Here is a 21,723-nt window from a genome sequence, read left to right on the forward strand (position 1 = left end):
GGGGAAGTACCTGATGAGACAGCGACCGCACCAAACCCAGCAATCCCTTCCCCCTCAGTCGGCGGAGTTTATCCTCGGGCCGGCCTTTGGCCGGACCCGGGGGCGACAGCTTCCCCTTCAGGGGGAGCGTCTGGGCTCTGCCTAAGCCCCCGCACTTGAGCCCATTCAATTCCCATGCCTACAGTAGGATAACGTCGTTCTCGAAGCGGCGACGCCCCCGGGAGGACGCCAATGAACGCCTTGACCCCGATCTCAGCGGGCGACGCGCCCGACTATGCCGGCCTGACGGTCACGCCCGCCGGCCCGGTGCTGGGCGCCGAGATCTCCGGGCTCGACCTGACGAAACCGCTTGAACCCGAGATCGTCGCGGCCATCCGCGCGGCGTTGCTGCGCCACAAGGTGGTGTTCTTCCGCGACCAGGACATCAGCCACGAGGACCATGTCCGCTTCGGCCGCTATTTCGGCGACCTGGAGGGCCATCCGGTCACCGCCCACGTGCCGGGCTATCCCGAGATCCTGCACATCGAGGCCGCCGACGGCATGAAGCTGCGCGAGGCCATCGTCCCGATCGTGCGGGCGGCCAACAAGTGGCACACCGACGTCACCTTCCGTCCCGCGCCGTCGATGGGCGGGGTGCTGCGCGCCCGCACCTTGCCGCCGTCGGGCGGCGACACCCTGTTCGCCGACACCGCCGCCATCTATGCCGACCTGCCGCAGGCCCTGAAGGACAAGCTGGCGGGCCTTACGGCCGAGCACGACATTCTGCAGAGCTACGGCTACCGCATCGACGAGGCCAAGCGGCAGGAACTGCGGGCGGCCTATCCGCCCCAGGCCCATCCGGTGGTGCGCACCCACCCCGAAACCGGGCAGCCGCACCTTTTCGTCAACAAGGTCTTCACGACGCGGATCCTGGGCCTGCCCGAGGACGAGGCCGCCGGCTTGCTTGCCGAACTGCTCGACCGGGTGAAGGCGCCCGAATACCAGGTCCGCTTCCGCTGGAGCCCCAACGCCATCGTCTTCTGGGACAACCGCGCCACCCAGCACTACGCGGTGCTCGACTACTGGCCGGTGGAGCGCGTCGTCGAGCGGGTGACGATCAAGGGCGATGCGCCTTATTTCCGAGCCTGATCAGGGGCTTGAGACCATCTCGTTGGATCGCGGGCAGGGGGCTTCGTAAGCAGGCTCCTTCACTTTCAGCCAACGGAACGGCCCGATGTCCCAGCCTCGCCAACTCAAGCTCGGCTTCATCCTGCACGGGGTCGGCCCCGGCTGGGGCGACTGGCGCCATCGCGACGCCCATCCCGGCGCCAGCACAGACTTCTCGTTCTACAAGCGCCAGGCCCAGGTCGCCGAAGCCGGCAAGTTCGACTTCCTGTTCGTCGCCGACAGCGTCTACATCACCGAGAAATCGAGCCCGCACTATCTCAACCGCTTCGAGCCGCTGACCATCCTGTCGGCCCTGGCCGGCGCCACCAGCAACATCGGCCTCGTGGGCACCCTGACGGTCAGCTACAGCGAGCCGTTCAACGTCGCCCGCCAGTTCTCCTCGCTGGACCACATCAGCGGCGGCCGCGCCGGCTGGAACGTCGTCACCTCGTGGCTCGAAGGCAGCGCCGCCAACTACAGCCGCGAGAAGCACTACGCCCACGACGTCCGCTACCGCCTGGCCGGCGAATATCTCGACGTCGTCCAGGGGCTTTGGGACAGCTGGGAGGACGACGCCCTGACCTTCGACAAGGCCGGCGGCCAGTTCTTCGATCCTGACAAGCTGCATACGCTGGACCACAAGGGCGAGTTCTTCTCGGTGAAGGGGCCGCTGAACATCAGCCGCTCGCCCCAGGGCCAGCCGGTGATCTTCCAGGCGGGCGCGTCCGAGGATGGCAAGGCCTTCGCCGCCCGGCGCGCCGACGCGATCTTCGTCTCGCACGAGGATCTCGACGCCGCCCAGGCCTACTACAAGGACATCAAGGCCCGCGCCGCCGGCTTCGGCCGCGACGCCGACCAGTTGCAGGTCCTGCCCGCCGCCCGGCCGGTGGTCGGCCGCACCGCCGAGGAGGCCGAGGCCCTCTACAAGGAGCTGACCGAACTGGTGTCGCTCGACAACGCCCTGTCGATGCTGGCGCGGCCGTTCAACGAGTACGACTTCTCCCAGCACGATCCCGACGGCCCGTTCCCGCTGGAGGCGGCCGCGTTCGGGGCCAATTCCAACCAGAGCTCGGTCAACCGCATCGTCGCCGCCGTGAAGGCCGAGAACCTGACCCTGCGCGAGACGGCCCTGCGCTTCGCCACCCCGCGCGGCCACTTCGTCGGCGCGCCGGAAGCGGTGGCCGACAGTCTGCAAGCCTGGTTCGACGGCCGCGCCGCCGATGGCTTCGTGCTGTTCGAAAGCCTGCCGGGCCAGCTGGAAGCCTTCGTCGAGCTGGTCGTGCCGATCCTGCAGGCGAGGGGGATCTATCGCACCGACTACGAGGGGACGACCTTCCGCGAGAACCTGGGCCTCGACTTCCCGGTCAATCGCTACGCCGGGGCGCTGGCCGCCGCCGAATAGGCTAGAGCGACGCCTCCGCCGCCGACGCGGCGGGGGCGATGCGCCGATCCTCGGTCGGGCGAGGCTCGGCGGGCTTGCCGCTCCAGTAGTGGTCGTTACCGCGGAAAGCGCCTTCGATGGCGCGCAGGCCGCGTTCGACCTGGGCCGACAGGTGGCCGATCAGGCTCTGGTGCTTCTCGACGACCGCCAGGTCGCGTGGGGCGCGCTGGATGGCGCTGGCGTAGCGGTGAAGGCTGGACTTCATCTCGCGCATCTCGCGGGCGATCCGCGCGATCCGGTCCCTGTCGACCTGGCCGAAATGGCGGGTGCCGTGCAGCCGGTTGCGGGCGCAGGCCACGAGCCACTGGCCGCGCGTCATGCCGGTGACCTGGCATTCCTCGTCGAGGCGCAGCCGGTCGTCCCTGGTCAGCAGCACCGCCACAGAGCTGGTCTGGGCCTGGCTGACCGGTTCGGGCGTCGGTCGCGGCGGCGCGCTGGCCCCCTCCGACAGGCATTGCGAGACGAGGGCCCGCAGGGCCGCCGAACGTCCGCCGCGCGTTTCGGCGTAGGCATCGAATTGTTCGGCGAGTTCATCGGGTAACTGGAAGCCGAAATGCGTCATCGGTCTGCCGCTTCAAGGTCAGGCGTCGCGATGATTTCCGCTTCGCGCAGATGTCTGAAGAAGAGCGCATGGTTCGCTCTATTTTAGACATAAGACCAATTTCTGGATTCTGATCATTACGGCTTTGTATCAAATTATTGCTCAGAAAATGTGTCACAAAACTTTGGGCTAACTGTCTTCGCGGCTCTGTAGCCCGCCGATCCAGGGCGGGAAGGGCGAGGCTTTTCCATTGGTGGGGACCGGGGGTCTCCGCCGCCCTGTTTGCGGCTGCCCAATGGAGAACCGTCATGAACCGCGTTGGAAACGTTAGCTTGATCGCGCTCGCGCTGAGCGCCTCCCTGGCGCTTGCGGGCTGCGGCGGCGCCGACGGCGTCGCGTCTCCGGGTGAAGGCGGCTTCGGCAACGGCGGCGGCACGAACCCGACCAATCCGACCACCCCGCCTCCGGGCACGCCGGCCGCCGACTGCCCGACCGGCTTCGCCAATGTCGGCACCGTAGCCAACGGCACGCTGCGCAACTGCCAGCTGCCGCAACTGATCACCGGCAACCTCGTCGTGCCGCTGCGCGCCGGCACCGTCTATTCGGTCAGCGGCCGTGTCGACGTCGGCCAGGACCAGGGCGGCGACCCCAACGCGCCGATCGCCGGCCGCGCCAAGGGCGTGATCACCGTCGAAGCCGGCGTGAAGGTCTTCGGCTCGGCCGGTCTCGACTACATCGTCGTCAACCGCGGCTCGCAGATCTTCGCCGAGGGCACGGCCACCAACCCGATCGTCTTCACCAGCAAGCAGAGCATCGAAGGCCAGACGGGCGTCGACTCGATCGGCCAGTGGGGCGGTCTCGTCATTCTCGGCCGCGCGCCGATCAGCAACTGCTCGGGCGCCGGCGCCACGCCGGGCACGGCCGGCTGCGAAGCCCAGGTCGAAGGCACCAACGCCTTCTACGGCGGCAGCGGCCTGCAGGATAACAGCGGCGTCATGCGCTATCTGCGCGTCCAGCACTCGGGCTTCGTCATCGTCGCCAACAACGAGCTGAACGGCATCACCCTGGCCGGCGTCGGCTCGGGCACCACCTTCGACCATATCCAGGTGCACAACAGCAGCGACGACGGCATCGAGTTCTTCGGCGGCAACGTCAACGGCAAGTACCTGGTCCTGACCGGCAACGACGACGACAGCATCGACACCGACACCGGCTACAACGGCGCCTTGCAGTTCGGCATCATCGTCCAGCGCGCCAACGGCGGTAACCGCGCCTTCGAAACCAGCAGCGCCGGCACCGCGCCGCGCTCGAACCCCAAGTTCGCCAACTGGACCGTCATCGGTCGCGGCGGCTCGGGCAACGACCTGCTGGTGGCCAACACCTCGACCAACAACGTGTGGGTCAACTCGGTCGTGCAGATGACCGCCAGCACCGCCGGCTGCGTCGACATCGACGACGCCACCACCCAGGTCGCCTTCCACTCGGTGGCCCTGGCCTGCGCCACGCCGTTCACCAACGACACCAACGTCGACGCCACCGCCGTGGCGGCGCTGTTCAACGCCGGCACCAACAACACGTCGAGCCACACCTCGACGCTGACGGGCACCTTCATCAACGGCGCCAACGAGGCGGCCCGCACGCCCTACGCCAACATCACCAGCCTCAGCAGCTTCCTCGTGAACCCCGGCTACATCGGGGCGGTCAAGGACGGCAACGACACCTGGTGGCAGGGCTGGACCTGCGGCCTGACCAGCGGCTCGACCTGCTGATCCGGTTGGGGGCGGCCGTGCGCCGCCCCCGCTTCCCGACGCCCGACAATTCCAAGGTTCCTCCGATGAACATGCTGTTCCGGCCCCTGAGCGGCCTCCTGCTCGCGACGTCGGCGCTGGTCGCGCCGCAGATCGCCATGGCGCAGACGACCCCCGCCGCCCAGCCGCAGCCGGGCGCAGCCGAAACCCCCGCGCCGCGCCAGTTCGCGGCGCTCGATCCCGAAGACGCGCCCGTCGCCGTCGAGGAAGTCCTGGTCCTGGGACGCAACATCCCCGAGCCGATGCGCACGACCTCGGAAGTCGCCAGCTTCCTGACGCAAGAAGACCTCAAGCGCGCCGGCGACGGCACCGCCGCCGAAGCCCTGACGCGGGTCAGCGGTCTCAGCCTGGTGTCGGGCCGCTTCGTCTATGTGCGCGGCCTTGGCGAGCGCTATTCTTCGGCCCTGCTGAACGGCTCGCCGCTGCCCAGCCCCGAGCCGCTGCAGCGCGTCGTGCCGCTCGACCTCTTCCCCTCGGCCATCCTGGCCGGCGCCACGGTGCAGAAGAGCTTCTCGCCGAACTATCCGGGCGAGTTCGGCGGCGGCGTCATCGACCTGCAGACCGTGGCCATTCCCGACGAGGCCTTCTTCGAGGTCGAGATCGGCGGCGGCGGCAACACCGAGACCACGCTGAACAAGGGCCTGACCTACTACGGCTCGGACACCGACTTCCTCGGCTACGACGACGGCACGCGCAAGAAGCCGCCGGAACTGCGCGAGGCGCTGGCCACGGGCAAGCGCATCAATTCCAGCAACTTCACGAGCGCTCAACTGGTCCGCATCGGTTCCAGCCTGGTCAATGCGCCGCTGAACCTGATCCAGACCAAGAACAAGATCCCCGGCAACTTCTCGGCCGACGTCAGCGCCGGCCGCTCGTTCGAGCTTCCTTCGGGCGCGCGCCTGGGCGTCGTCGCCATCGGCGGCTTCGAGAACAGCTGGCGCTCGCGCGAAGGGATCCAGCAGCAGGGTCTCGAGCAGAACGGCGTGCTGGAGCCGCGCACCAGCTACAACTTCAACAACACCAGCAACAACGTCACCGTGAACGGCCTGGTGGGCCTGGGCCTGGAGTGGGGCGACCACCAGGTGCGCTGGACCAACCTCTACGTCCACAACACCACCAAGTCGGCCCGCCAGCGCGCCGGCGAGGACTACGCCGCCGGCCAGGAAGTGCTCGACTCCTACACCGAGTGGTTCGAGCGGAACCTCTACGACACCCAGCTTTCGGGCAAGCACGAGTTCGGCGCCTGGAACTTCGATTGGCGCGGCTCCTACGCCAAGTCCGAGCGCGACGCGCCGTACGAGAAGTTCATCCGCTACCGCCTGGAAAACGGCGTCTACTACCACTCCGCCTCGCAGGAGCAGAACTCGACGAGCTTCAGCACGCTCGACGACACCATGGCCAGCGCCGGCTTCGACGTCGGCTACACCCTGCCGCTGAGCAGCGGTCGCGACGCCAAGTTCAGCGGCGGCTACGCCTATCTGGACAACGAGCGGGACGCCGAACGCCGCGACTTCCGCTACCAGGGCGGCGCCATCCCGCTGGCCATCCAGCGCGAGCGGGTCGACTTCCTGCTGTCGGACTACAACCTGGCCCAGGGCTACCTGACCTTCACCGAGATCACCGGTGGCGACGGCGCGGCGGCCTACGAGGCCGGCCTCAAGGTTCACGCCGGTTACGTGCAGGTGGATGCGGAGTTCCTGCCGCGACTGCGCACCTCCTTCGGCCTGCGGGTCGAGGACGCCGAACAGACCGTCCAGGTCGTCGACCTGTTCGGCGGGGCCGCGGCCACGCCGACCGCGCTGGAAGAGACCTACGTCCTGCCGGCCGCGACGCTGACCTACAACTTCGCCGAGGACATGCAGCTGCGTCTGGGGGCCTCGAAGACCATCGCTCGTCCGCAGTTCCGTGAGCTGGCGCCGCAGCAATACTTCGACCCCGACACCGACCGCCTGTTCATCGGCAACCCGTACCTCACCGACACCGAGCTCCTGAACCTGGACGCCCGCGTCGAGTGGTACTTCGCCGCCAACCAGTACCTGTCGGGCGGCCTGTTCTACAAAGACCTGGATCGTCCGGTGGAGTCGGTGGTCAGCGAGCAGGGCTCGACGATCGTCCAGACCTACGTCAATGCGCCGAAGGCCTCGCTCTACGGCTTCGAGCTGGACTTCAAGAAGCTGTTCGACAGCCCGTTCGAAGGCGCGTTCTTTGGCAGCAAGCGCTGGCTGGTGGGCGCCAACTACACCTTCTCGGACTCGCAGGTGAAGGTGGGCGAGGACGACCTCGTCTACCCGCTGGCCGGGGCCGGCGCGCCGCGCCGCGCGCTCGACTACGTCAAGGACGGCAGCCAGCTTCAGGGCCTCTCCAAGCACCTGGCCAACATCCAGTTCGGCTGGGAGGACGAGGAGAACCGCTCGCAGGCGACGATCCTGGCCACCTATGTCAGCAAGCGGATCTCGGCCCGCGGCCGGCCCGACCAGCCCGACCTCGTGCAGGAACCGGGCGTGACGGTCGACTTCACCTACCGCAAGGCCTTCGACGTCCGGGACCGCGAGCTGGAGTTCACCTTCAAGGCTCGCAACCTGCTCGGCGAAGACTTCGAGGAGTACCAGGTGCTGGGCGGCGGCCGGGTGGACGCCAACACCTACGACCTGGGCCAGACCTTCTCGGTTTCGCTCTCCACGCGGTTCTAGGTCTCCGAAAGACCAACCGCGGCCGATCGACGGCGCTCTTCGCCCTGGCGGGCGGGGAGCGCTCGTCGCCGTTGAACCACCAAGCCGATCCTGATGCTCTCAAAGCTGACCGAAACAATCCGGACCCATGGGGCGCGAGCGTTCGTCGCGCTCGAGCTCATGGTGCTGCTCGTCCTGGCGACACAGATCGCGCGACTGGTCTGGATCGTCGCCGCGCCGCCGCCGCCAGTGGCGGTCAGGGCCGCGCCGGTTCAGAGAGCGGTCGATCCCGGGATCCTCGCCACCTTCGACGCCTTCGGCTCAGCCGGGGCGTCTTCGCGCGTCGGGGGAGCGGTCAGCGTCGAGGGCTTCCGGCTGTTTGGCGTGCGCCAGACCGACGGAGGCGGTTCGGCGATCATCGCTGGCCCGGACGGCGTCCAGAAGTCCTACGCCGTGGGCGAGAGCATCGCCGACGGCGTCACCCTCGCGTCCGTCGCCGCCGACCATGTCGAACTCTCGCGGGCCGGCGCCCGCATGACCCTCTCGTTTCCGGAACGTCCATGACCAAGGCCCCCACGCTGCGCATCCTGGCCGCGGCCGCCTCGATCGCGCTGGCCCTGCCGTCGGCCGCGCCCGCGCTCGCCCAGACCCAGGTGCTGAACGTCCAGGACGCCGACATCCGCGCCTTCATCCAGGACGTGGCCAAGACGACCAACACCACCTTCGTCATCGATCCGCGGGTCAAGGGCACGGTGTCGGTGACCAGCAACGGGCCGCTGGACCGCCGCGAGCTGTTCGAGCTGTTCCTGGCCACGCTGCGGGCCAACAACCTGGTCGCCACCCCGGCCGGCGGCGGGGTCTACCGCATCGAGCCGTCCGAGAACGCCGCCCGCCAGCCGAGCGCGGCCGGGGGGCAGTTCGCCACCGAGGTGTTCCGTCTACGGACTCTCGACCCCGCCACGGCGGCCGACATGCTGAAACCCCTGGTGGGACCGCAGGGCCAGGTCGTGGCCAACGCCCGGGGCGGGGCGGTGGTGGTGGCCGACTACGCCGACAACGTCCGGCGCATCCGGGCGCTGCTGGCCCAGGTCGACCAGGACCGCGCCGCCGTCCACACCGTCACCCTGACCAACAGCTCGGCGCGCGAGATCGCCCAGGTGATCAACGACCTGATCGCCGGGCCCGGCGCCGACGGCAAGGCGGGCAGGGGCGCGGTCACCGTCGTGGCCGTCGAGAGCAGCAACTCGGTGCTGCTGCGCGGCGATCCCGACGCCGTCCAGAAGCTCTTGCCGCTGATCGCCGACCTCGATCGCCGCGCCGAGTCCAGCGACGACGTCCGCGTCGTCTTCCTGCGCCACGCAAACGCCGAGCAGATGCTGCCGGTGCTGCAACAGCTGGTGGGCCAGTCGCCTTCGGCCGTCATGCCGAGCGCCGGCCGCCCGGCCGGCGGCGCGGCGGGATCGGTCAACGCGACCCCCGCCGCGACCTCCGCCGTCGCGGCTGCTCCGGGCAGCGCCCGGGCCAATGTCGCCCGCTATCCCGGCGCCAACGCCCTGATCATCAACGCCCCGCCGGAGCTCCAGCGCACGCTCTCCGAGGTGATCCGCCAGCTCGACGTGCGCCGCGAGCAGGTGCTGGTCGAGGCCATCGTCGTCGAGGTCTCCGACGACGCCGCCAAGCAGTTGGGCGTGCAGCTGCTGCTGGGCGGAACGAACGGAACCATTCCGTTCATGGCCACCAACTTCACCAACGCCTCGCCGAGCCTCCTGCCGCTGGCCGGGGCGATCGCGGCGGGCGATCCGAGGGACGGCGAGTCCGAGGCCGTGACCTCCATGCGGCAGGCGGGGATCAACTCGCTGCTCAACGCCTCGGGCATCACCGGCGGCGTGGCCGGGCGCAGCGGCGACGTGCTGTTCGGCGCGATCATCAATGCGGTCAAGAAGGACAGCGGCTCCAACCTGCTGTCGACGCCGTCGATCATGACGCTCGACAACGAGGAGGCTCGTATCCTGGTCGGCCAGGAAGTGCCGATCACCACCGGCGAGGTGCTGGGCGACGCCAACTCCAACCCGTTCCGCACCATCCAGCGCCAGAACGTCGGCGTGCAGCTGGAGGTCAAGCCGCAGATCAACGCCGGCGGCGGCATCACCCTGTTCCTGCGCCAGGAAGTCTCGGCCGTGGCCGGTCCGGTCAGCGTCGGCTCCAGCGAACTGGTCATCAACAAGCGCGAGATCGAGACCACGGCCCTCGTGGACGACGGCGACATCGTCGTGCTGGGCGGCCTGCTGGACCAGACCGAGACCTCGTCGGTGCAGAAGGTGCCCGGCCTGGGCAATCTGCCGGGGATCGGGGGCCTGTTCCGCAGCACCGCCCGCGAGCGCGGCAAGACCAACCTGATGGTCTTCATCCGCCCTCGGATCATCAAGACGGTCGACGACGCCCGCGCCGTCACCGGCCCGCGCCTGGATCGCATGCGCCGCGAGAGCGCCCTGACCACTCCCGAGGGCGACAGCTCGCTCGACGCCGTGATCCGCGACTTCCAGCGCACCTCGCCCGCGGCCCCGCCGGCTCCGCCCCAGGCCCAGCCGCAATGACCGCGCTCGACTACGGCTTCGCAAAGCGCCATGGCCTCGTTCTGCTGTCGCTGGACGGCGAGGCGACGATCGGCCTGCGCGAGGGCTTCGATCCCCTGGCCCTGATCGAGGCGCGGCGGGCGCTTGGCGTCCCCCTGAAGTTGCAGCCTTTGGCCACCGCCGCCTTCGACCGCAAGTTCTCCGAGGTCTATGCCGGCGCGGGCCTGGCCTCGGCTTCGGGCGACGACTTCGACGGTTCGCTGGGTCATCTGCTGGAGGACATGCCCACCGCCGCCGACCTGCTGGATCCGCAGGACGACGCCCCGGTGATCCGCCTGATCAACGGCCTGATCGCCGAGGCCGTGCGCTCGGGCGCCTCCGACATCCACGTCGAGCCCTACGAGCAGGCGCTGGTCGTGCGCCTGCGGGTCGACGGCGTGCTGCGCGAGATCCTCAGCCTGTCGCCGCGCATCGCCGCCATGCTGGTCTCGCGGGTCAAGGTGATGGCCAAGCTGGACATCGCCGAAAAGCGCATTCCCCAGGACGGGCGCATCTCTCTGGCCCTGGGCGGCAAGAGCCTGGACGTCCGCGTCTCGACCCTGCCGGCCCGCATGGGCGAGCGGGTGGTGATGCGGATCCTCGACAAGGAGCAGGCGGGCCTGGGCCTTGCCGATCTCGGCATGTCGCCCCGCATGCTGGCGGCGCTGGAGACGGCGCTGCGCGAGCCCAACGGCATCGTGCTGGTCACCGGTCCCACCGGCTCGGGCAAGACCACCACGCTCTATGCCGGGCTTGGCCTTCTGAACGACAAGAGCCGCAACATCCTGACCATCGAGGACCCTGTCGAGTACGCCGTCCACGGCGTCGGCCAGACCCAGGTCAACACCAAGGTCGGCATGACCTTCGCCGCGGGCCTGCGCGCCATCCTGCGCCAGGATCCGGACGTGGTGATGGTGGGCGAGATCCGCGACGCCGAGACCGCTCAGATCGCCGTCCAGGCCAGCCTGACCGGCCATCTGGTGCTGTCGACCGTGCACACCAACGACGCCGCCGGGGCCGTGGTCCGCCTGCGCGACATGGGCGTCGAGCCGTTCCTGCTGGCCTCGACCATGCGCCTGATCATCGCCCAGCGGCTGGTGCGCCGGCTTTGCCGCTCGTGCTCGGTGGAGGAGCCCGCCGATGCGGCGGCCGCCGCCCTGGTCGACCTTCCCGCCGGAACGCCGCTGCGCCGTCCCGTCGGTTGCGCCGAGTGCGGCCACACCGGTTTCCAGGGCCGTATCGGCGTCTACGAGGCCTTGCGCGTCGACGACGCCGTGCGGCGCCTGATCGGCCAGAACGCCGCCGAGGACGAGATCGCCGCCGCCGGCGTCGAGGTCGCCCTGAAGGACGAGGCCCGCCGCTACGTGCTGGAGGGCCTGACCACGGTCGAGGAGGTGCTGCGCATCACCGGGGCGGGAGCGCGCGATGGCGAGCTTTGACTACGTCGCCCTCGACCTCGCCGGCGCCACGCGCTCGGGCCGCATCAAGGCCGCCGACGAGGGCGACGCCCGCACGCAGCTGGAGCGCCGCCGCCTGGCGCCGGTGAAGGTTTCGCCCCATGCTCCCGTCGCGGCCAAGAGCGGGCAGGGGATGTTCGGCGACCGCCTGGGCGGGCGCGACCGCTCGCTGTTCACGCGCCAGCTGGCCACCCTGGTCGCCGTTTCGACCCTGGAAGAGGCCCTGCGCACCATCGCGCTTCAGGCCGACCGGCCCAAGCTCAAGCGCGTGGTCGAGCAGGTTCACGCCGCCGTGCTGGAAGGCTATCGCCTGTCCGACGCGCTGGCCCGGCCGGCCGGAGCCTTTCCGCCGCTTTATCGCGCCATGGTCGCCGCCGGCGAGGCCTCGGGCGCGCTGCCGACCATCCTCGACCGCTTGGCCGATCTCCTGGACCAGCAGCAGAAGGTCGCCGCCAAGATCACCACGGCGCTCGTTTATCCGGCCGTGCTGGCCGGCGTCGCTTGCCTGGTCGTCACCGTGCTGATGGTCTTCGTCATTCCCAAGGTCGTCGAGCAGTTCGACAGCATGGGCCAGACCCTGCCGCTCCTGACCCGCATCATCATCGGCCTGTCCGACTTCCTCCAGCACTTCGGCTGGCTGCTTGTCCTCGTGACCGCGGGCCTGGCCTTCACCCACTGGCGGGCCCTGCGCAACCCGGCCTTCAAGCTGCGCGCCGACAGCTTCTTTCTGAGCTTGCCGTTCGTCGGCCAGCTGATCCGCAACGTCCACGCCGCGCGGCTGGCCCGCACGCTTGCGACCATGATCGCCAGCGGCCTGCCGATGCTGGAGGGCCTGATCCTCACGGCCGGCACGGTCCGCAACGCCGCCCTGCGCGGCGGCATGGACGCCATGATCGCCGGCATCCGCGAGGGCGGTTCGCTGTCGACCGCCATGCGCCGCACCGGCGTCTTCCCGCCGGTGCTGGTCTACATGACCGCCAGCGGCGAGAGCAGCGGCCGTGTCGACGCCATGCTGACCCGCGCCGCCGAGTATCTCGAACGTGAGTTCGACACCTTCACGGCCACCCTTCTGAGCCTGCTGGAACCGGCGATCATCGTCGTGCTCGGCGGCGTGGTGGCGACCATCGTCCTCTCGATCCTGCTGCCCATCCTGCAGATCAACACCCTGGCCATGAACTAGGAGGCCAAGACCATGCGCGCCCCTGACAAGACCCGCCGCCGCCGCGCCCGCGAAGCCGGCTTCACCCTCGTGGAGATGATGGTCGTCATCGTCATTCTGGGTCTTCTGGCCACCGTCGTGGCCATCAACGTCCTGCCCAGCCAGGACAAGGCCATGAAGGAAAAGGCCCGCGCCGACGTGGCGGTGCTGGAGCAGGCGCTGGAGGGCTACCGCCTCGACACCTTCGCCTTCCCGCGCACCGAGGACGGCCTTGCGGCCCTGGTGACGCCGCCGGCCAGCCTGGCCCAGCCTGACCGCTATCGCGAGGGCGGCTATGTGCGCCGCCTGCCCAAGGACCCTTGGGGCAACGACTACCAGTACCGCTCGCCGGGTCAGCACGGGGCGATCGACGTCTTCTCGTTCGGCGCCGACGGCCGCGAAGGCGGCGAGGGCAAGGACGCCGACATTGGCAACTGGGGCTGACATCCCGCGCAAGGCCGGCCGGCGAGGAGGCTTCACCCTCGTCGAGCTCATGATCGTGCTGGTGATCATGGGCCTGCTGGCCAGCGCCGTCGTCCTGGCCCTGCCGGACGGCCGGCCCGCCCTGCCGCAGGAGGCCGAGCGCTTCGCCGCTGCCCTGCTTCGGGCGCGAGACGAGGCCGTGTTCCGGGGCGGTCAGGTGCGGGTCGTGGCGTCCGATGGCGAGTATCGGTTCGAGCGCCGCGACGGGCGCGACTGGCGCCCGCTGGACGAGGCCCCGTTCCGCGCCCGCGCCTTCGAGGCGGGCACTCAGGTCACCGTCGCGCCGCAGGCCGTGGTGGTGTTCGATCCCACGGGCCTGGCCAACCCCACCGAGTTCACCTTCACGCGCGGCAATGCGCGCCGCACCATCGTCGTCGACCTGGCAGGGAACGTCTCGCTCGATGCCCCGCGCCCGTTCTGAAGCCGGCTTCACCCTGATCGAGCTGCTGGTCGCCCTGGCGATCTTCAGCCTGGCGGTGCTGGCCCTGCTGAACCTGGCGGGCGAGAACACCCGCGCCGGCGGCCGGCTCTCCGACCGCGTGCTGGCCGAGGTGGTGCTCGACAACCGTGCGGTAGAGGCCATGGCCAGCCCCGCGCCGCTGGCCATCGGGCGCAGCAGCGGCGTCGAGACGGCCGGCGGACGCCCATGGGCCTGGACCCGCCAGGTCAGCCGCACCGCCGATCCCGCTATCGTCCGCGTCGACATCGCCGTGGCCGCGCCCCGCTCTCGCGCGCCGCTGGTCCAGGCCTCGCTGTTTCGGGGCGCGCGATGAAGGGTTTCACCCTGGTCGAGATGCTGGTGGCGGTGCTGATCTTCGCCCTGATCAGCGCGGCGGGCGTGGCCGTGATGGGCTCGACCCTGGCCAACCAGAGCGCCGTGCGGGTGACAGTCGACCGCCACGCCGAACTGCAACGGGCCCGCGCCATCCTCAAGGCCGACCTGTCCCAGGCCGCCGCCCGCCGTACGCGCGGCGAGGATGGGCGGCCGGTGATCACCGCCTTCGCCGGCGGCGACCCGTGGGGCGGCGGCGGACCGCTGCTGGCCTTCGTCCGGCGCGGCTGGGAGAACCCCGACGGAGATCCGCGCGCCTCGCTGCAATATGTTGAGTACGCGCTGGTCGAGGGCCGTCTTGAGCGGCGCGCCCGTCCAGCGCTGGATGGCGCGCGTCTCGGCCCGCCGCAGGTCCTGCTGACCGACGTCGCCGGCATCCAGCCGGCCTTCCTCTTCAACGCCGCCTGGACGCCGACCTGGAAGGGCAATCCGCAGAGCGACATCCCGACCGCCGTGCGCCTGGACATGACGCTGGCCGACCTGGGGCGTGTCGACCAGCTGTTCCTCACCTCGGGGGAAGGGCGATGAAGCGCAGGCGCGAGGAAGGCGCGGCCCTGCTGACCGTGCTGCTGATGGTCGCCGTCATCGGCGTCATCGCCGTCGGCGTGCTGGAGGATATCCGTTTCGGCCTGCGCCGGTCGTTCAACGCCCAGGTCGCCGGCCAGGCGCGCTGGTACGCTCTTGGCGGCGAGCAGATGGCCCGTTCCCGCATCGACCAGCTTCTGGCCCGCGACGCCGGCAAGACATCGCTGGAAGGTGACTGGAACGGTCGCGCCGTGGAGTTCCCGATCGAGGGCGGCCTGATCCAGGCCCGCGTCGCCGACGCCACCGGCTGCCTCAACCTCAACAGCGTGGTCGAGGCCAATCAGGGCGAGCCGTTCCGCCGCCGCGAACTGGGCGTGCGCCAGCTGTCCAGCCTCGTGACGCTGTTGGGCATGCCCAACGGTCCCGACCTGGCCGAAAGCCTGGCGCAGTGGATCGACAGCAACGACGTCGGGCCGGCCGGGCTGGAGGACGACGGCTACGCCTCGGCCAGGACGCCCCATCGCACGGCCGGCGCGCCCCTGGCCGAGGTCAGCGAACTGCGCGCCGTGCGAGGCTTCGACGCCAAGGTCTACGCCCTGCTGCGTCCATACGTCTGCGCGCTGCCGACCACCGACCTGTCGCCGATCAACGTCAATACGCTGCCCCAGGAGCGGGCCGTCCTGCTGTCTGCGATCACCCTCGGCGCGGTGTCGCCCGAGAACGCCCGCCAGGCCATCGCCGCGCGTCCGGCCGGCGGTTGGTCGGACCTGGAGGCGTTCTGGGGGCAGCAGGCCCTGGCGGGCGCGGCGCCGGTCGACGGCGTCCGCGACCAGATCCGCTTCCGCACCCGCTACTTCTCGCTCGAAAGCCGCGTCGGCCTGGCCGGCGGCGAAACCTTCATGACCTCGCTTTTCGAAGCCGGCCCGACGAGCCGCGTCCGTCTCGTCGCCCGGCGCTGGACCCTGGAAGAATGACCCGTCTGCTGCTTCTCCCCGAAAGGCCCGACGAGGCCGCCGAGATCGTCGAGCCCGGCGCCCACGGTCCGGTGCGCCGCAAGCTGCTGCCCAGCGAGCAGGGCGGCGGCGAGGCCCTGCTCGTGCTGCCCGGCGCCGAGGCCGTCGCCCGCTGGCTCGACCTGCCCGGCGGCAGTCCCGCCCAGGCGCGGGCGGCGGCGGCGTTCCAGATCGGCGAGGTCGTGGCGTCCGGGGCCGAGGGGCTGCATCTGGCGGTGGGCGGGCGCGACGCGGAGGGGCGCGCCCTGGTCGTCTGGCTCGATCGCGAGGTGCTTCGTTCGGGCCTGGAGGCGGCCAGTGCGCGGGGGGTGAAGGTCACTGGCGCCGTGCCCGACTACCTGCTTCTGCCGGACGACGCCGAGGGCCGCACGGTGCTGGCCTCGTTCGGCGAGCGGTTGGGCGTGCGGGGCCAAGGGTTGGCGTTCGGCGTCGAGCCGGAACTGGCCTCGGCGGTCATCGGCGACCGGCCGCACCGCTACATCCCGGCGTCCGAGCTGGACGCCTGGCTTCTGGCGACCGCGGAGCGACCGCCCGTGGACCTGCTGCAAGGGCGGTTCGCGCCGCGTCGGGATGGGCCGGTTCTGCGCTGGCGGCGGCTGGCCGTGCTCGTTGCGGTGATCGCGATCTCGCCGCTCGTCCTGCCGCTCGCCCAGATCGTCAGGGACGGCCTGGAGGCGCGCGCGATCGAGCGGCGCAATGCGGCTCTTGCGGTTCAACTTGTCCCGCAATCGGCGCGCTACGGCGATCCGGCCCGGTACGCCATCAGCCGGTTGCAGGCGGAACGTCGGCAGGGTTTTGGCGAGCTTTCCGCCGGCTACCTTTCCGCCGTGCGCGCGGTGCCGGGCATGCGGCTGGACACCCTGGTCCACGGCCAGGATGGCGCGATCCGCTCGTCGGTCTCCTACGCCAACTATTCCGACATGGACCAGCTGCGTGAAGCGCTGAAGGCCGGCGGATTCGATGTCACCGAACAGGGCACGGTCACCGAAGGCCAGCGCGTCACCAGCGACCTGATCGTGCGGAGCAAGCCATGAGCCGGATCCTCGAAAGCGCGCGCCAGGCGTGGGACGGCCGCACGCCGCGCGAGCGCGTGATGCTGGGCGTCATGGCCGCCGCCATCCTGGGCGTCGGCGGCTTCTACGGCGTGGTCGCGCCCCTCCAGCGCGCGAGCGACGACGCCCGCCAGGACCTGCGGGAGGCCCGCGAGCAGTCCGCCGCGCTGAAGCTGGCCTCGGGCCGCGCCGCGCGGTCCAAGCCCGACTCCCGTCCGGTCGCGGCGATCGTCGAGGCCGGCGCCGCAAGCCTGGGCGTGCCGATCGCCCGCAAGCGTCAGGAGGGCGACGGCGCCTTCACCGTCTGGATCACCGCCGTCGACGCCCGTGTCCTGCTGCCATGGGTCGCCGCGCTGGAGCGCGAAGCCCGCCTGGGGGTTACCGGATTCACGGCCTCGCGCCTCGACAACGGCCTCGTCGAGGCCGAGGTCAGCTTCGCCAGGACCGCCCGATGAAGACCTGGATCATGATGGCCGTGCTGACCGGGATCACCGCCGCGGCGGTCGCCGCCCTGGCTCCCGTGACGCTGCTGACCGACCGACTGGCCGATGGAGAGGCGTTGCGGGCGACCCGGGCGTCGGGAACGGTCTGGCGCGGTCGGGTGGACCTGGCGACAGCCCAGGGCCGCCGGCTGGGAGCCTACGATGTCGGGCTCTCGCCGCTGGCGCTGCTGGGCGGCGACGTGCGGCTGCGGGCTAGGGACGCGGCGGCCGATCGGGCCTTCGTCCTGCGCGCGGGGCGAGACAAGGGCGTCGAGGCCCTGAGCGGTCCGATCCTGCTGAGTGCGGATGCCCTGCCCGGGCGGATCGAGGTCCGCGACGTGGCCGCGGTTTTCCGTGATGGACGCTGCCGACAGGCCGGCGGCCGAATTCGATTCCGCGCCGCTCAGGATTCATTGCTCGGCGGCGCGACATTGGCCGGGGCGCCGGCCTGCGTGGGCGGCGACTGGGTCGCGCGGCTGACGCCGACCGCCGGAGGCGGTGCGGCGATTGTCTTGCGGGCCGACGGGGCGGGTCGCCTTCAGGCCGAGATCACGGTGGCCACGGCCGATCCCGTGGTTGTTCAGGCCGCGCTGGAGCGGGGGTTCGTCAAGGACGCCGCCGGCGTCCGACGCATCATCGCAACGCGGCTTGCCCCGTCAGCCGACAAAGCCGTGAAGCGGTCCTAGCAGCCAGGTCAGCCAGGCGCCGATGGCCAGGAAGACGCCGAACGGCAGCCGCTGGTCCATCGTCACCCGGCGGCGAAGGATCAGCTGCGCCAGGGCGACGCTGATTCCGGCCAGGCCCGCCCAGACCAGCACCGAGGGCAGGGCGCTCCAGCCGGTCCAGGCGCCGATCGCGCCCAGCAGGCGCGGGTCGCCGCCGCCCAGGCCCTGGCGCCCGCGCACCCGCTCGTAGATCCAGGCCAGCAGCCACAGCGACGTAAAGCCGACGGCCGCGCCCAGCACCGGCGTCCACGCCGGTTCTCGCAGCACCAGGATCGAGACCGCGAATCCCACCGCGCCCAGCGGCAGGGTCAACATGTCGGGCAGCCAGAAATGCTCGCCGTCGATCACCGCCAGCAGCAGCAGCCACCAGCCGAAGATCGCCGTCGCCAGCGCCAAGGGGCCGGCGAACGCCAGCGCGCTCCAGGCGCCGATCAGCAGGCACGCCAGCTCCAGCAAGAGGTAGCGACGGGGAATCGCCGCGTCGCAGCCGCGGCAGCGTCCGCGCAGGGCGGCGAAGCTGAGGATGGGAACGAGGTCCAGCGGACCCAGCTTGCGGCCGCAGCCGTCGCAGGCCGAGCGCGACGCCGCCCAGGGCCGCTCGGCGGGCAGGCGCAGGGTCAGCAGGCCGATGAAGCTGCCCACGAATGGGCCCAGCACGATCGCCGCCAGCGTCCAGAAGATCTCGGAAACCTGCATGGCCGCCGACCTTCCGTACGAGATGTCCGAAGAAGGGAAGGAGTGGTGGATGCTGCAGGGATTGAACCTGCGACCCCCTCGGTGTGAACGAGGTGCTCTCCCGCTGAGCTAAGCATCCGCCGTGTGGGCTAGGCCTTCCGAAGAAGTCCCCGCCGCGAGAGGAAGGGGGCTATAGACCGCTCTTTTCCGCGCCGCAAGAGGCCAAAAGCGAGATTGCGGCCTCCGGGACCTCGGAAAAGCGATCTATCAACAGATCTCCGCCGAGCGTCTCGACCGGGGCCTCGGTATAGCCGAACGAGACCAGCAGCGCGGGAACCCCGGCGGCCTTGGCGCTGAGGACGTCGTTGATGCTGTCGCCGACCATGACCGCGCGGGCCGGATCGCCGCCGACGGCGGCGATGGCCGCCAGCACGTGGCGCGGGTCGGGCTTGGGGGCGGGGGCGTCGTCGGCCCCGACCACGGCGTCGAAGAATCGGGTCAGGTCCACGGCGTCCAGCAGGGCCACAGACAGGTGGGTAAGCTTGTTGGTGCAGACCACCAGGCGCGCGCCGGCGGCCTTCAGATCCGCGAGCACCTCGACCACGCCCTCGAACGGCGCGCTCTCATGGGCGATGCGGCCCAGATAGATGGCGATGAAGCGCTCGACCAGCCTGGGCGCCCGTTCGGCGTCCAGCGGCGCGCCGGCGGCTGCGAAGCCGCGCTCCAGCAGCGCCTTGGCACCGCGTCCGACCATCTTGCGCACATCGTCGAAGGGCAGGGCGGGCAGGCCCTCCTCGGCGAGGATGGTGTTCAGCGCCCCGACCAGGTCCGGCGCGGTGTCGACCAGCGTGCCGTCCAGGTCGAAGGCGATCGTCGTATCCCGAAGGACGGTTTCGTGGGCGTGCGGAAGAGACATGTCCTGGCCTTTCGGCTAAAGGCGCGGCTAATGCAACTTTGGTTCGCTTCGGAGTCGCGCCGATCATGACGCAGATCGCCACCGCTCATCACTCGGGCCGTCCCCGCGCCGCCGTGATCCTGGCCGCGGGCCAGGGCACGCGCATGAAGTCGCCGACGCCCAAGGTGCTGCACAGGGTCGGCGGGCGCGCCATGCTCGACCACGCCATCGACGCCGCGCAGGCTCTGGGCTGCACGCGCATAGTCGTGGTCGTCGGCGCCCATAGTCCCCAGGTCGGCGAGCATGCGCGCAAGCGCCTGGGTCCCGACGCCACCGTCGTGCAGGACCCGCCGCTGGGCACCGGCCATGCCGTGCTGGCCGCGAAGGAGGCCCTGGCCGACTTCGACGGCGACGTGGTCGTGACCTATGCCGACTGCCCGCTGCTGACCGCGCCGGTGATCGCGCCGCTGTTCGACCTGCGGGCCGCCGGCGCCGATGTCGCGGTTCTGGGCTTCGAGGCCGCCGATCCGGGCGCCTATGGCCGCCTGGTGCTGGCTCCGGGCCATGTGCTGCTGCGCATCGTCGAGGCCAAGGACGCCGAGCCGGCCGTCCTGGCGCTCAAGCACTGCAATTCGGGCGTCCTGGCCGCCGATCGCGCCCAGCTGTTCGACCTGCTGGCCGCCGTCGGCAACGACAACGCCAAGGGCGAATACTATCTGACCGACATCGTCGGCATCGCCCATGATCGCAAGCTGGCCACCCGCGCCACCTTCGCCCCGGAAGCCGCGGTGCAGGGCGTCAACTCCCAGGCCGAGCTGGCCGCCGCCGAGGCCGTCTGGCAGGCCGGCCGCCGCGCCGCCCTGATGACCGAGGGCGTGACCATGCCCGCGCCCGAGACCGTCCACCTGTCGTGGGACACTCAGGTCGCCGCCGGCGTCACCGTCGAGCCGTTCGTGGTGTTCGGCGCGGGCGTCAGCATCGCCGCCGGCGCGGTGATCAGGGCCTTCAGCCATCTGGAAGGCGCATCGATCGGCGAGGGCGCCCTGATCGGTCCCTATGCTCGCCTGCGTCCGGGGGCCGAGATCGGTCCCGAAGCCCACATCGGCAACTTCGTCGAGGTCAAGAAGGTCAAGGTCGGCGCCGGCGCCAAGGCCAACCACCTGAGCTACCTCGGCGACGGCAGCGTGGGCCCCAAGGCCAACATCGGCGCGGGCACGATCTTCTGCAACTATGACGGCTTCGAGAAGTTCGAGACCCATGTCGGCGCGGGCGCCTTCATCGGCTCGAACTCGTCCCTGGTCGCGCCCGTGCGCATCGGCGAGGGGGCGATGACCGGTTCGGGCACGGTGGTCACCGCCGATGTCCCCGCCGGCGATCTGGCGCTCAGCCGTACGCCGCAGACCCTCAAGACCGGGTGGGCGGCCAAGTTCCGCGCCCTGAAACAGGCCAAGAAGGACAAGAAGGCATGAGCGCCGACGCACAGAAGAAGGCTTCGGGCGAAGCCGCCGCCCTGCTGGTGGAGCCGGGCATGGTCGTGGGCCTGGGCACCGGCTCGACCGCCGCCTGGTTCGTCAAGGCCCTGGCCGCCCGCAAGCTCGACGTCCGTGGCGTGCCGACCTCGGAAGCGACCGCCAGCCTGGCCCGTGAGCTCGGCATTCCCCTGGCGACGCTGGACGACGTCATGTCGATCGACCTCACTGTCGACGGCGCCGACGAGATCGGCCCGGGCCTTTCCCTGATCAAGGGCGGCGGCGCGGCGCTGCTGCGCGAGAAGCTGGTCTGGGAGGCGTCCAAGCGCTGCGTGGTCATCGCCGACGCCGCAAAGCACGTAGAGGTGCTGGGCAAGTTCCCGCTGCCGATCGAGGTGGTGCGCTTTGGTCACCCCCATACCGGGCGTCGTCTGGCCGACATCGCCGCCGACTTCGACCTGCCGCCGCCGCGCCTGCGCATGGCCGATCGGGGCATTGTCGTCACCGACGGCGGCAACGTGATCTACGACATGGCTTCGGGCGCGATCGCCGAGCCGGCGGCGCTGGCCGCGGCGCTGAAGGCCGTCACCGGCGTGGTCGACCACGGCCTGTTCCTCGACCTGGCCGACGAGGCCCTGATCGGGACCGACGAAGGGGTGGTCAAGCTTCTGCCTTGATCCCATATCCCGATCCCGTCGCT

General features: G+C 70.2%; 21 protein-coding genes and 1 tRNA gene. 18 read left to right on the forward strand and 4 right to left on the reverse strand.

The window, feature by feature from the left end:
• Nucleotides 1–231 precede the first annotated feature (231 nt).
• Nucleotides 232–1,128, forward strand: coding sequence for a TauD/TfdA dioxygenase family protein (locus DDF62_RS00015; protein ID WP_116487201.1), 897 nt, complete (start codon nt 232–234; stop codon nt 1,126–1,128).
• Between the two features lie 85 nt (nt 1,129–1,213).
• Entirely contained in the window at nt 1,214–2,548 is a 1,335-nt protein-coding gene (locus DDF62_RS00020; RefSeq protein ID WP_116487202.1) for an LLM class flavin-dependent oxidoreductase, read from the forward strand.
• 1 nt (nt 2,549) lies between these two features.
• On the opposite strand, the gene DDF62_RS00025 is transcribed toward DDF62_RS00020, so the two are convergent.
• Complete coding sequence (locus DDF62_RS00025) at nt 2,550–3,149, reverse strand: CopG family ribbon-helix-helix protein (RefSeq protein WP_116487203.1); 600 nt, start codon at nt 3,147–3,149, stop codon at nt 2,550–2,552.
• Between the two features lie 311 nt (nt 3,150–3,460).
• On the opposite strand from DDF62_RS00025, the gene DDF62_RS00030 reads away from it, so the two are divergent.
• From DDF62_RS00030 to gspN, 14 genes are all read left to right on the forward strand, one after another.
• Nucleotides 3,461–4,897, forward strand: coding sequence for a hypothetical protein (locus tag DDF62_RS00030; protein ID WP_244286649.1), 1,437 nt, complete (start codon nt 3,461–3,463; stop codon nt 4,895–4,897).
• Entirely contained in the window at nt 4,852–7,626 is a 2,775-nt protein-coding gene (locus DDF62_RS00035; RefSeq protein WP_244286650.1) for a TonB-dependent receptor domain-containing protein, read from the forward strand. The genes DDF62_RS00030 and DDF62_RS00035 overlap by 46 nt, the downstream gene beginning before the upstream one ends.
• Before the next feature lie 159 nt (nt 7,627–7,785).
• Nucleotides 7,786–8,169, forward strand: a complete 384-nt coding sequence (locus DDF62_RS00040) for a type II secretion system protein N (RefSeq protein WP_244286651.1) — start codon at nt 7,786–7,788, stop codon at nt 8,167–8,169.
• The gene (gene gspD / locus DDF62_RS00045) at nt 8,166–10,199 is read left to right on the forward strand and encodes a type II secretion system secretin GspD (RefSeq protein WP_116487206.1); all 2,034 of its coding nucleotides are present in this window, start codon (nt 8,166–8,168) and stop codon (nt 10,197–10,199) included. The genes DDF62_RS00040 and gspD overlap by 4 nt, the downstream gene beginning before the upstream one ends.
• Nucleotides 10,196–11,656: a type II secretion system ATPase GspE gene (gspE, locus tag DDF62_RS00050; RefSeq protein ID WP_116487207.1), complete on the forward strand. Its 1,461-nt coding sequence runs from the start codon at nt 10,196–10,198 to the stop codon at nt 11,654–11,656. Before gspD ends, gspE begins: the two co-directional genes overlap by 4 nt.
• Complete coding sequence (gene gspF / locus DDF62_RS00055; RefSeq protein WP_116487208.1) at nt 11,643–12,854, forward strand: type II secretion system inner membrane protein GspF; 1,212 nt, start codon at nt 11,643–11,645, stop codon at nt 12,852–12,854. The genes gspE and gspF overlap by 14 nt, the downstream gene beginning before the upstream one ends.
• A gap of 12 nt (nt 12,855–12,866) precedes the next feature.
• Entirely contained in the window at nt 12,867–13,316 is a 450-nt protein-coding gene (gspG, locus tag DDF62_RS00060) for a type II secretion system major pseudopilin GspG (RefSeq protein WP_101716211.1), read from the forward strand.
• Complete coding sequence (locus tag DDF62_RS00065) at nt 13,300–13,776, forward strand: GspH/FimT family pseudopilin (protein ID WP_116487209.1); 477 nt, start codon at nt 13,300–13,302, stop codon at nt 13,774–13,776. Before gspG ends, DDF62_RS00065 begins: the two co-directional genes overlap by 17 nt.
• Nucleotides 13,709–14,128, forward strand: coding sequence for a type II secretion system minor pseudopilin GspI (gene gspI / locus DDF62_RS00070; protein WP_244286652.1), 420 nt, complete (start codon nt 13,709–13,711; stop codon nt 14,126–14,128). Before DDF62_RS00065 ends, gspI begins: the two co-directional genes overlap by 68 nt.
• A complete protein-coding gene (gspJ, locus tag DDF62_RS00075) occupies nt 14,125–14,715 on the forward strand; it encodes a type II secretion system minor pseudopilin GspJ (protein WP_116487211.1) in 591 nt (196 codons plus the stop codon). Before gspI ends, gspJ begins: the two co-directional genes overlap by 4 nt.
• Entirely contained in the window at nt 14,712–15,686 is a 975-nt protein-coding gene (gene gspK, locus DDF62_RS00080) for a type II secretion system minor pseudopilin GspK (RefSeq protein ID WP_116487212.1), read from the forward strand. The genes gspJ and gspK overlap by 4 nt, the downstream gene beginning before the upstream one ends.
• Nucleotides 15,683–16,759: a type II secretion system protein GspL gene (gene gspL, locus DDF62_RS00085; protein ID WP_244286653.1), complete on the forward strand. Its 1,077-nt coding sequence runs from the start codon at nt 15,683–15,685 to the stop codon at nt 16,757–16,759. Before gspK ends, gspL begins: the two co-directional genes overlap by 4 nt.
• Nucleotides 16,756–17,232 carry a type II secretion system protein M gene (locus DDF62_RS00090; RefSeq protein ID WP_116487213.1) on the forward strand — a complete coding sequence of 159 codons (477 nt, stop codon included), beginning with the start codon at nt 16,756–16,758 and terminating at the stop codon, nt 17,230–17,232. Before gspL ends, DDF62_RS00090 begins: the two co-directional genes overlap by 4 nt.
• Nucleotides 17,229–17,945 carry a type II secretion system protein N gene (gene gspN / locus DDF62_RS00095; RefSeq protein ID WP_165832130.1) on the forward strand — a complete coding sequence of 239 codons (717 nt, stop codon included), beginning with the start codon at nt 17,229–17,231 and terminating at the stop codon, nt 17,943–17,945. The genes DDF62_RS00090 and gspN overlap by 4 nt, the downstream gene beginning before the upstream one ends.
• Here the strand turns inward: gspN and DDF62_RS00100 are convergent.
• The 3 genes from DDF62_RS00100 to gph all read right to left on the reverse strand — a co-directional run bounded on the left by DDF62_RS00100 (nt 17,916) and on the right by gph (nt 19,575).
• Nucleotides 17,916–18,680 (reverse strand): prepilin peptidase, encoded by a 765-nt coding sequence (locus tag DDF62_RS00100; protein WP_116487215.1) that lies wholly within the window; start codon nt 18,678–18,680, stop codon nt 17,916–17,918. The two genes, gspN and DDF62_RS00100, sit on opposite strands and share 30 nt — an antisense overlap.
• A 43-nt stretch (nt 18,681–18,723) precedes the next feature.
• A tRNA-Val gene (locus DDF62_RS00105) sits at nt 18,724–18,798 on the reverse strand.
• A 51-nt stretch (nt 18,799–18,849) separates the two neighbouring features.
• Nucleotides 18,850–19,575 carry a phosphoglycolate phosphatase gene (gene gph / locus DDF62_RS00110; RefSeq protein ID WP_116487216.1) on the reverse strand — a complete coding sequence of 242 codons (726 nt, stop codon included), beginning with the start codon at nt 19,573–19,575 and terminating at the stop codon, nt 18,850–18,852.
• 65 nt (nt 19,576–19,640) lie between these two features.
• Here gph and glmU point away from each other — a divergent pair, with 65 nt between their 5' ends.
• Nucleotides 19,641–21,023: a bifunctional UDP-N-acetylglucosamine diphosphorylase/glucosamine-1-phosphate N-acetyltransferase GlmU gene (gene glmU, locus DDF62_RS00115; protein ID WP_116487298.1), complete on the forward strand. Its 1,383-nt coding sequence runs from the start codon at nt 19,641–19,643 to the stop codon at nt 21,021–21,023.
• On the forward strand, nt 21,020–21,700 hold the full coding sequence (gene rpiA, locus DDF62_RS00120; protein WP_116487217.1) for a ribose-5-phosphate isomerase RpiA: 681 nt from the start codon (nt 21,020–21,022) through the stop codon (nt 21,698–21,700). The genes glmU and rpiA overlap by 4 nt, the downstream gene beginning before the upstream one ends.
• Nucleotides 21,701–21,723: the final 23 nt, after the last annotated feature.

The organism is Caulobacter radicis (assembly GCF_003094615.1).
Classification (GTDB): domain Bacteria; phylum Pseudomonadota; class Alphaproteobacteria; order Caulobacterales; family Caulobacteraceae; genus Caulobacter; species Caulobacter radicis.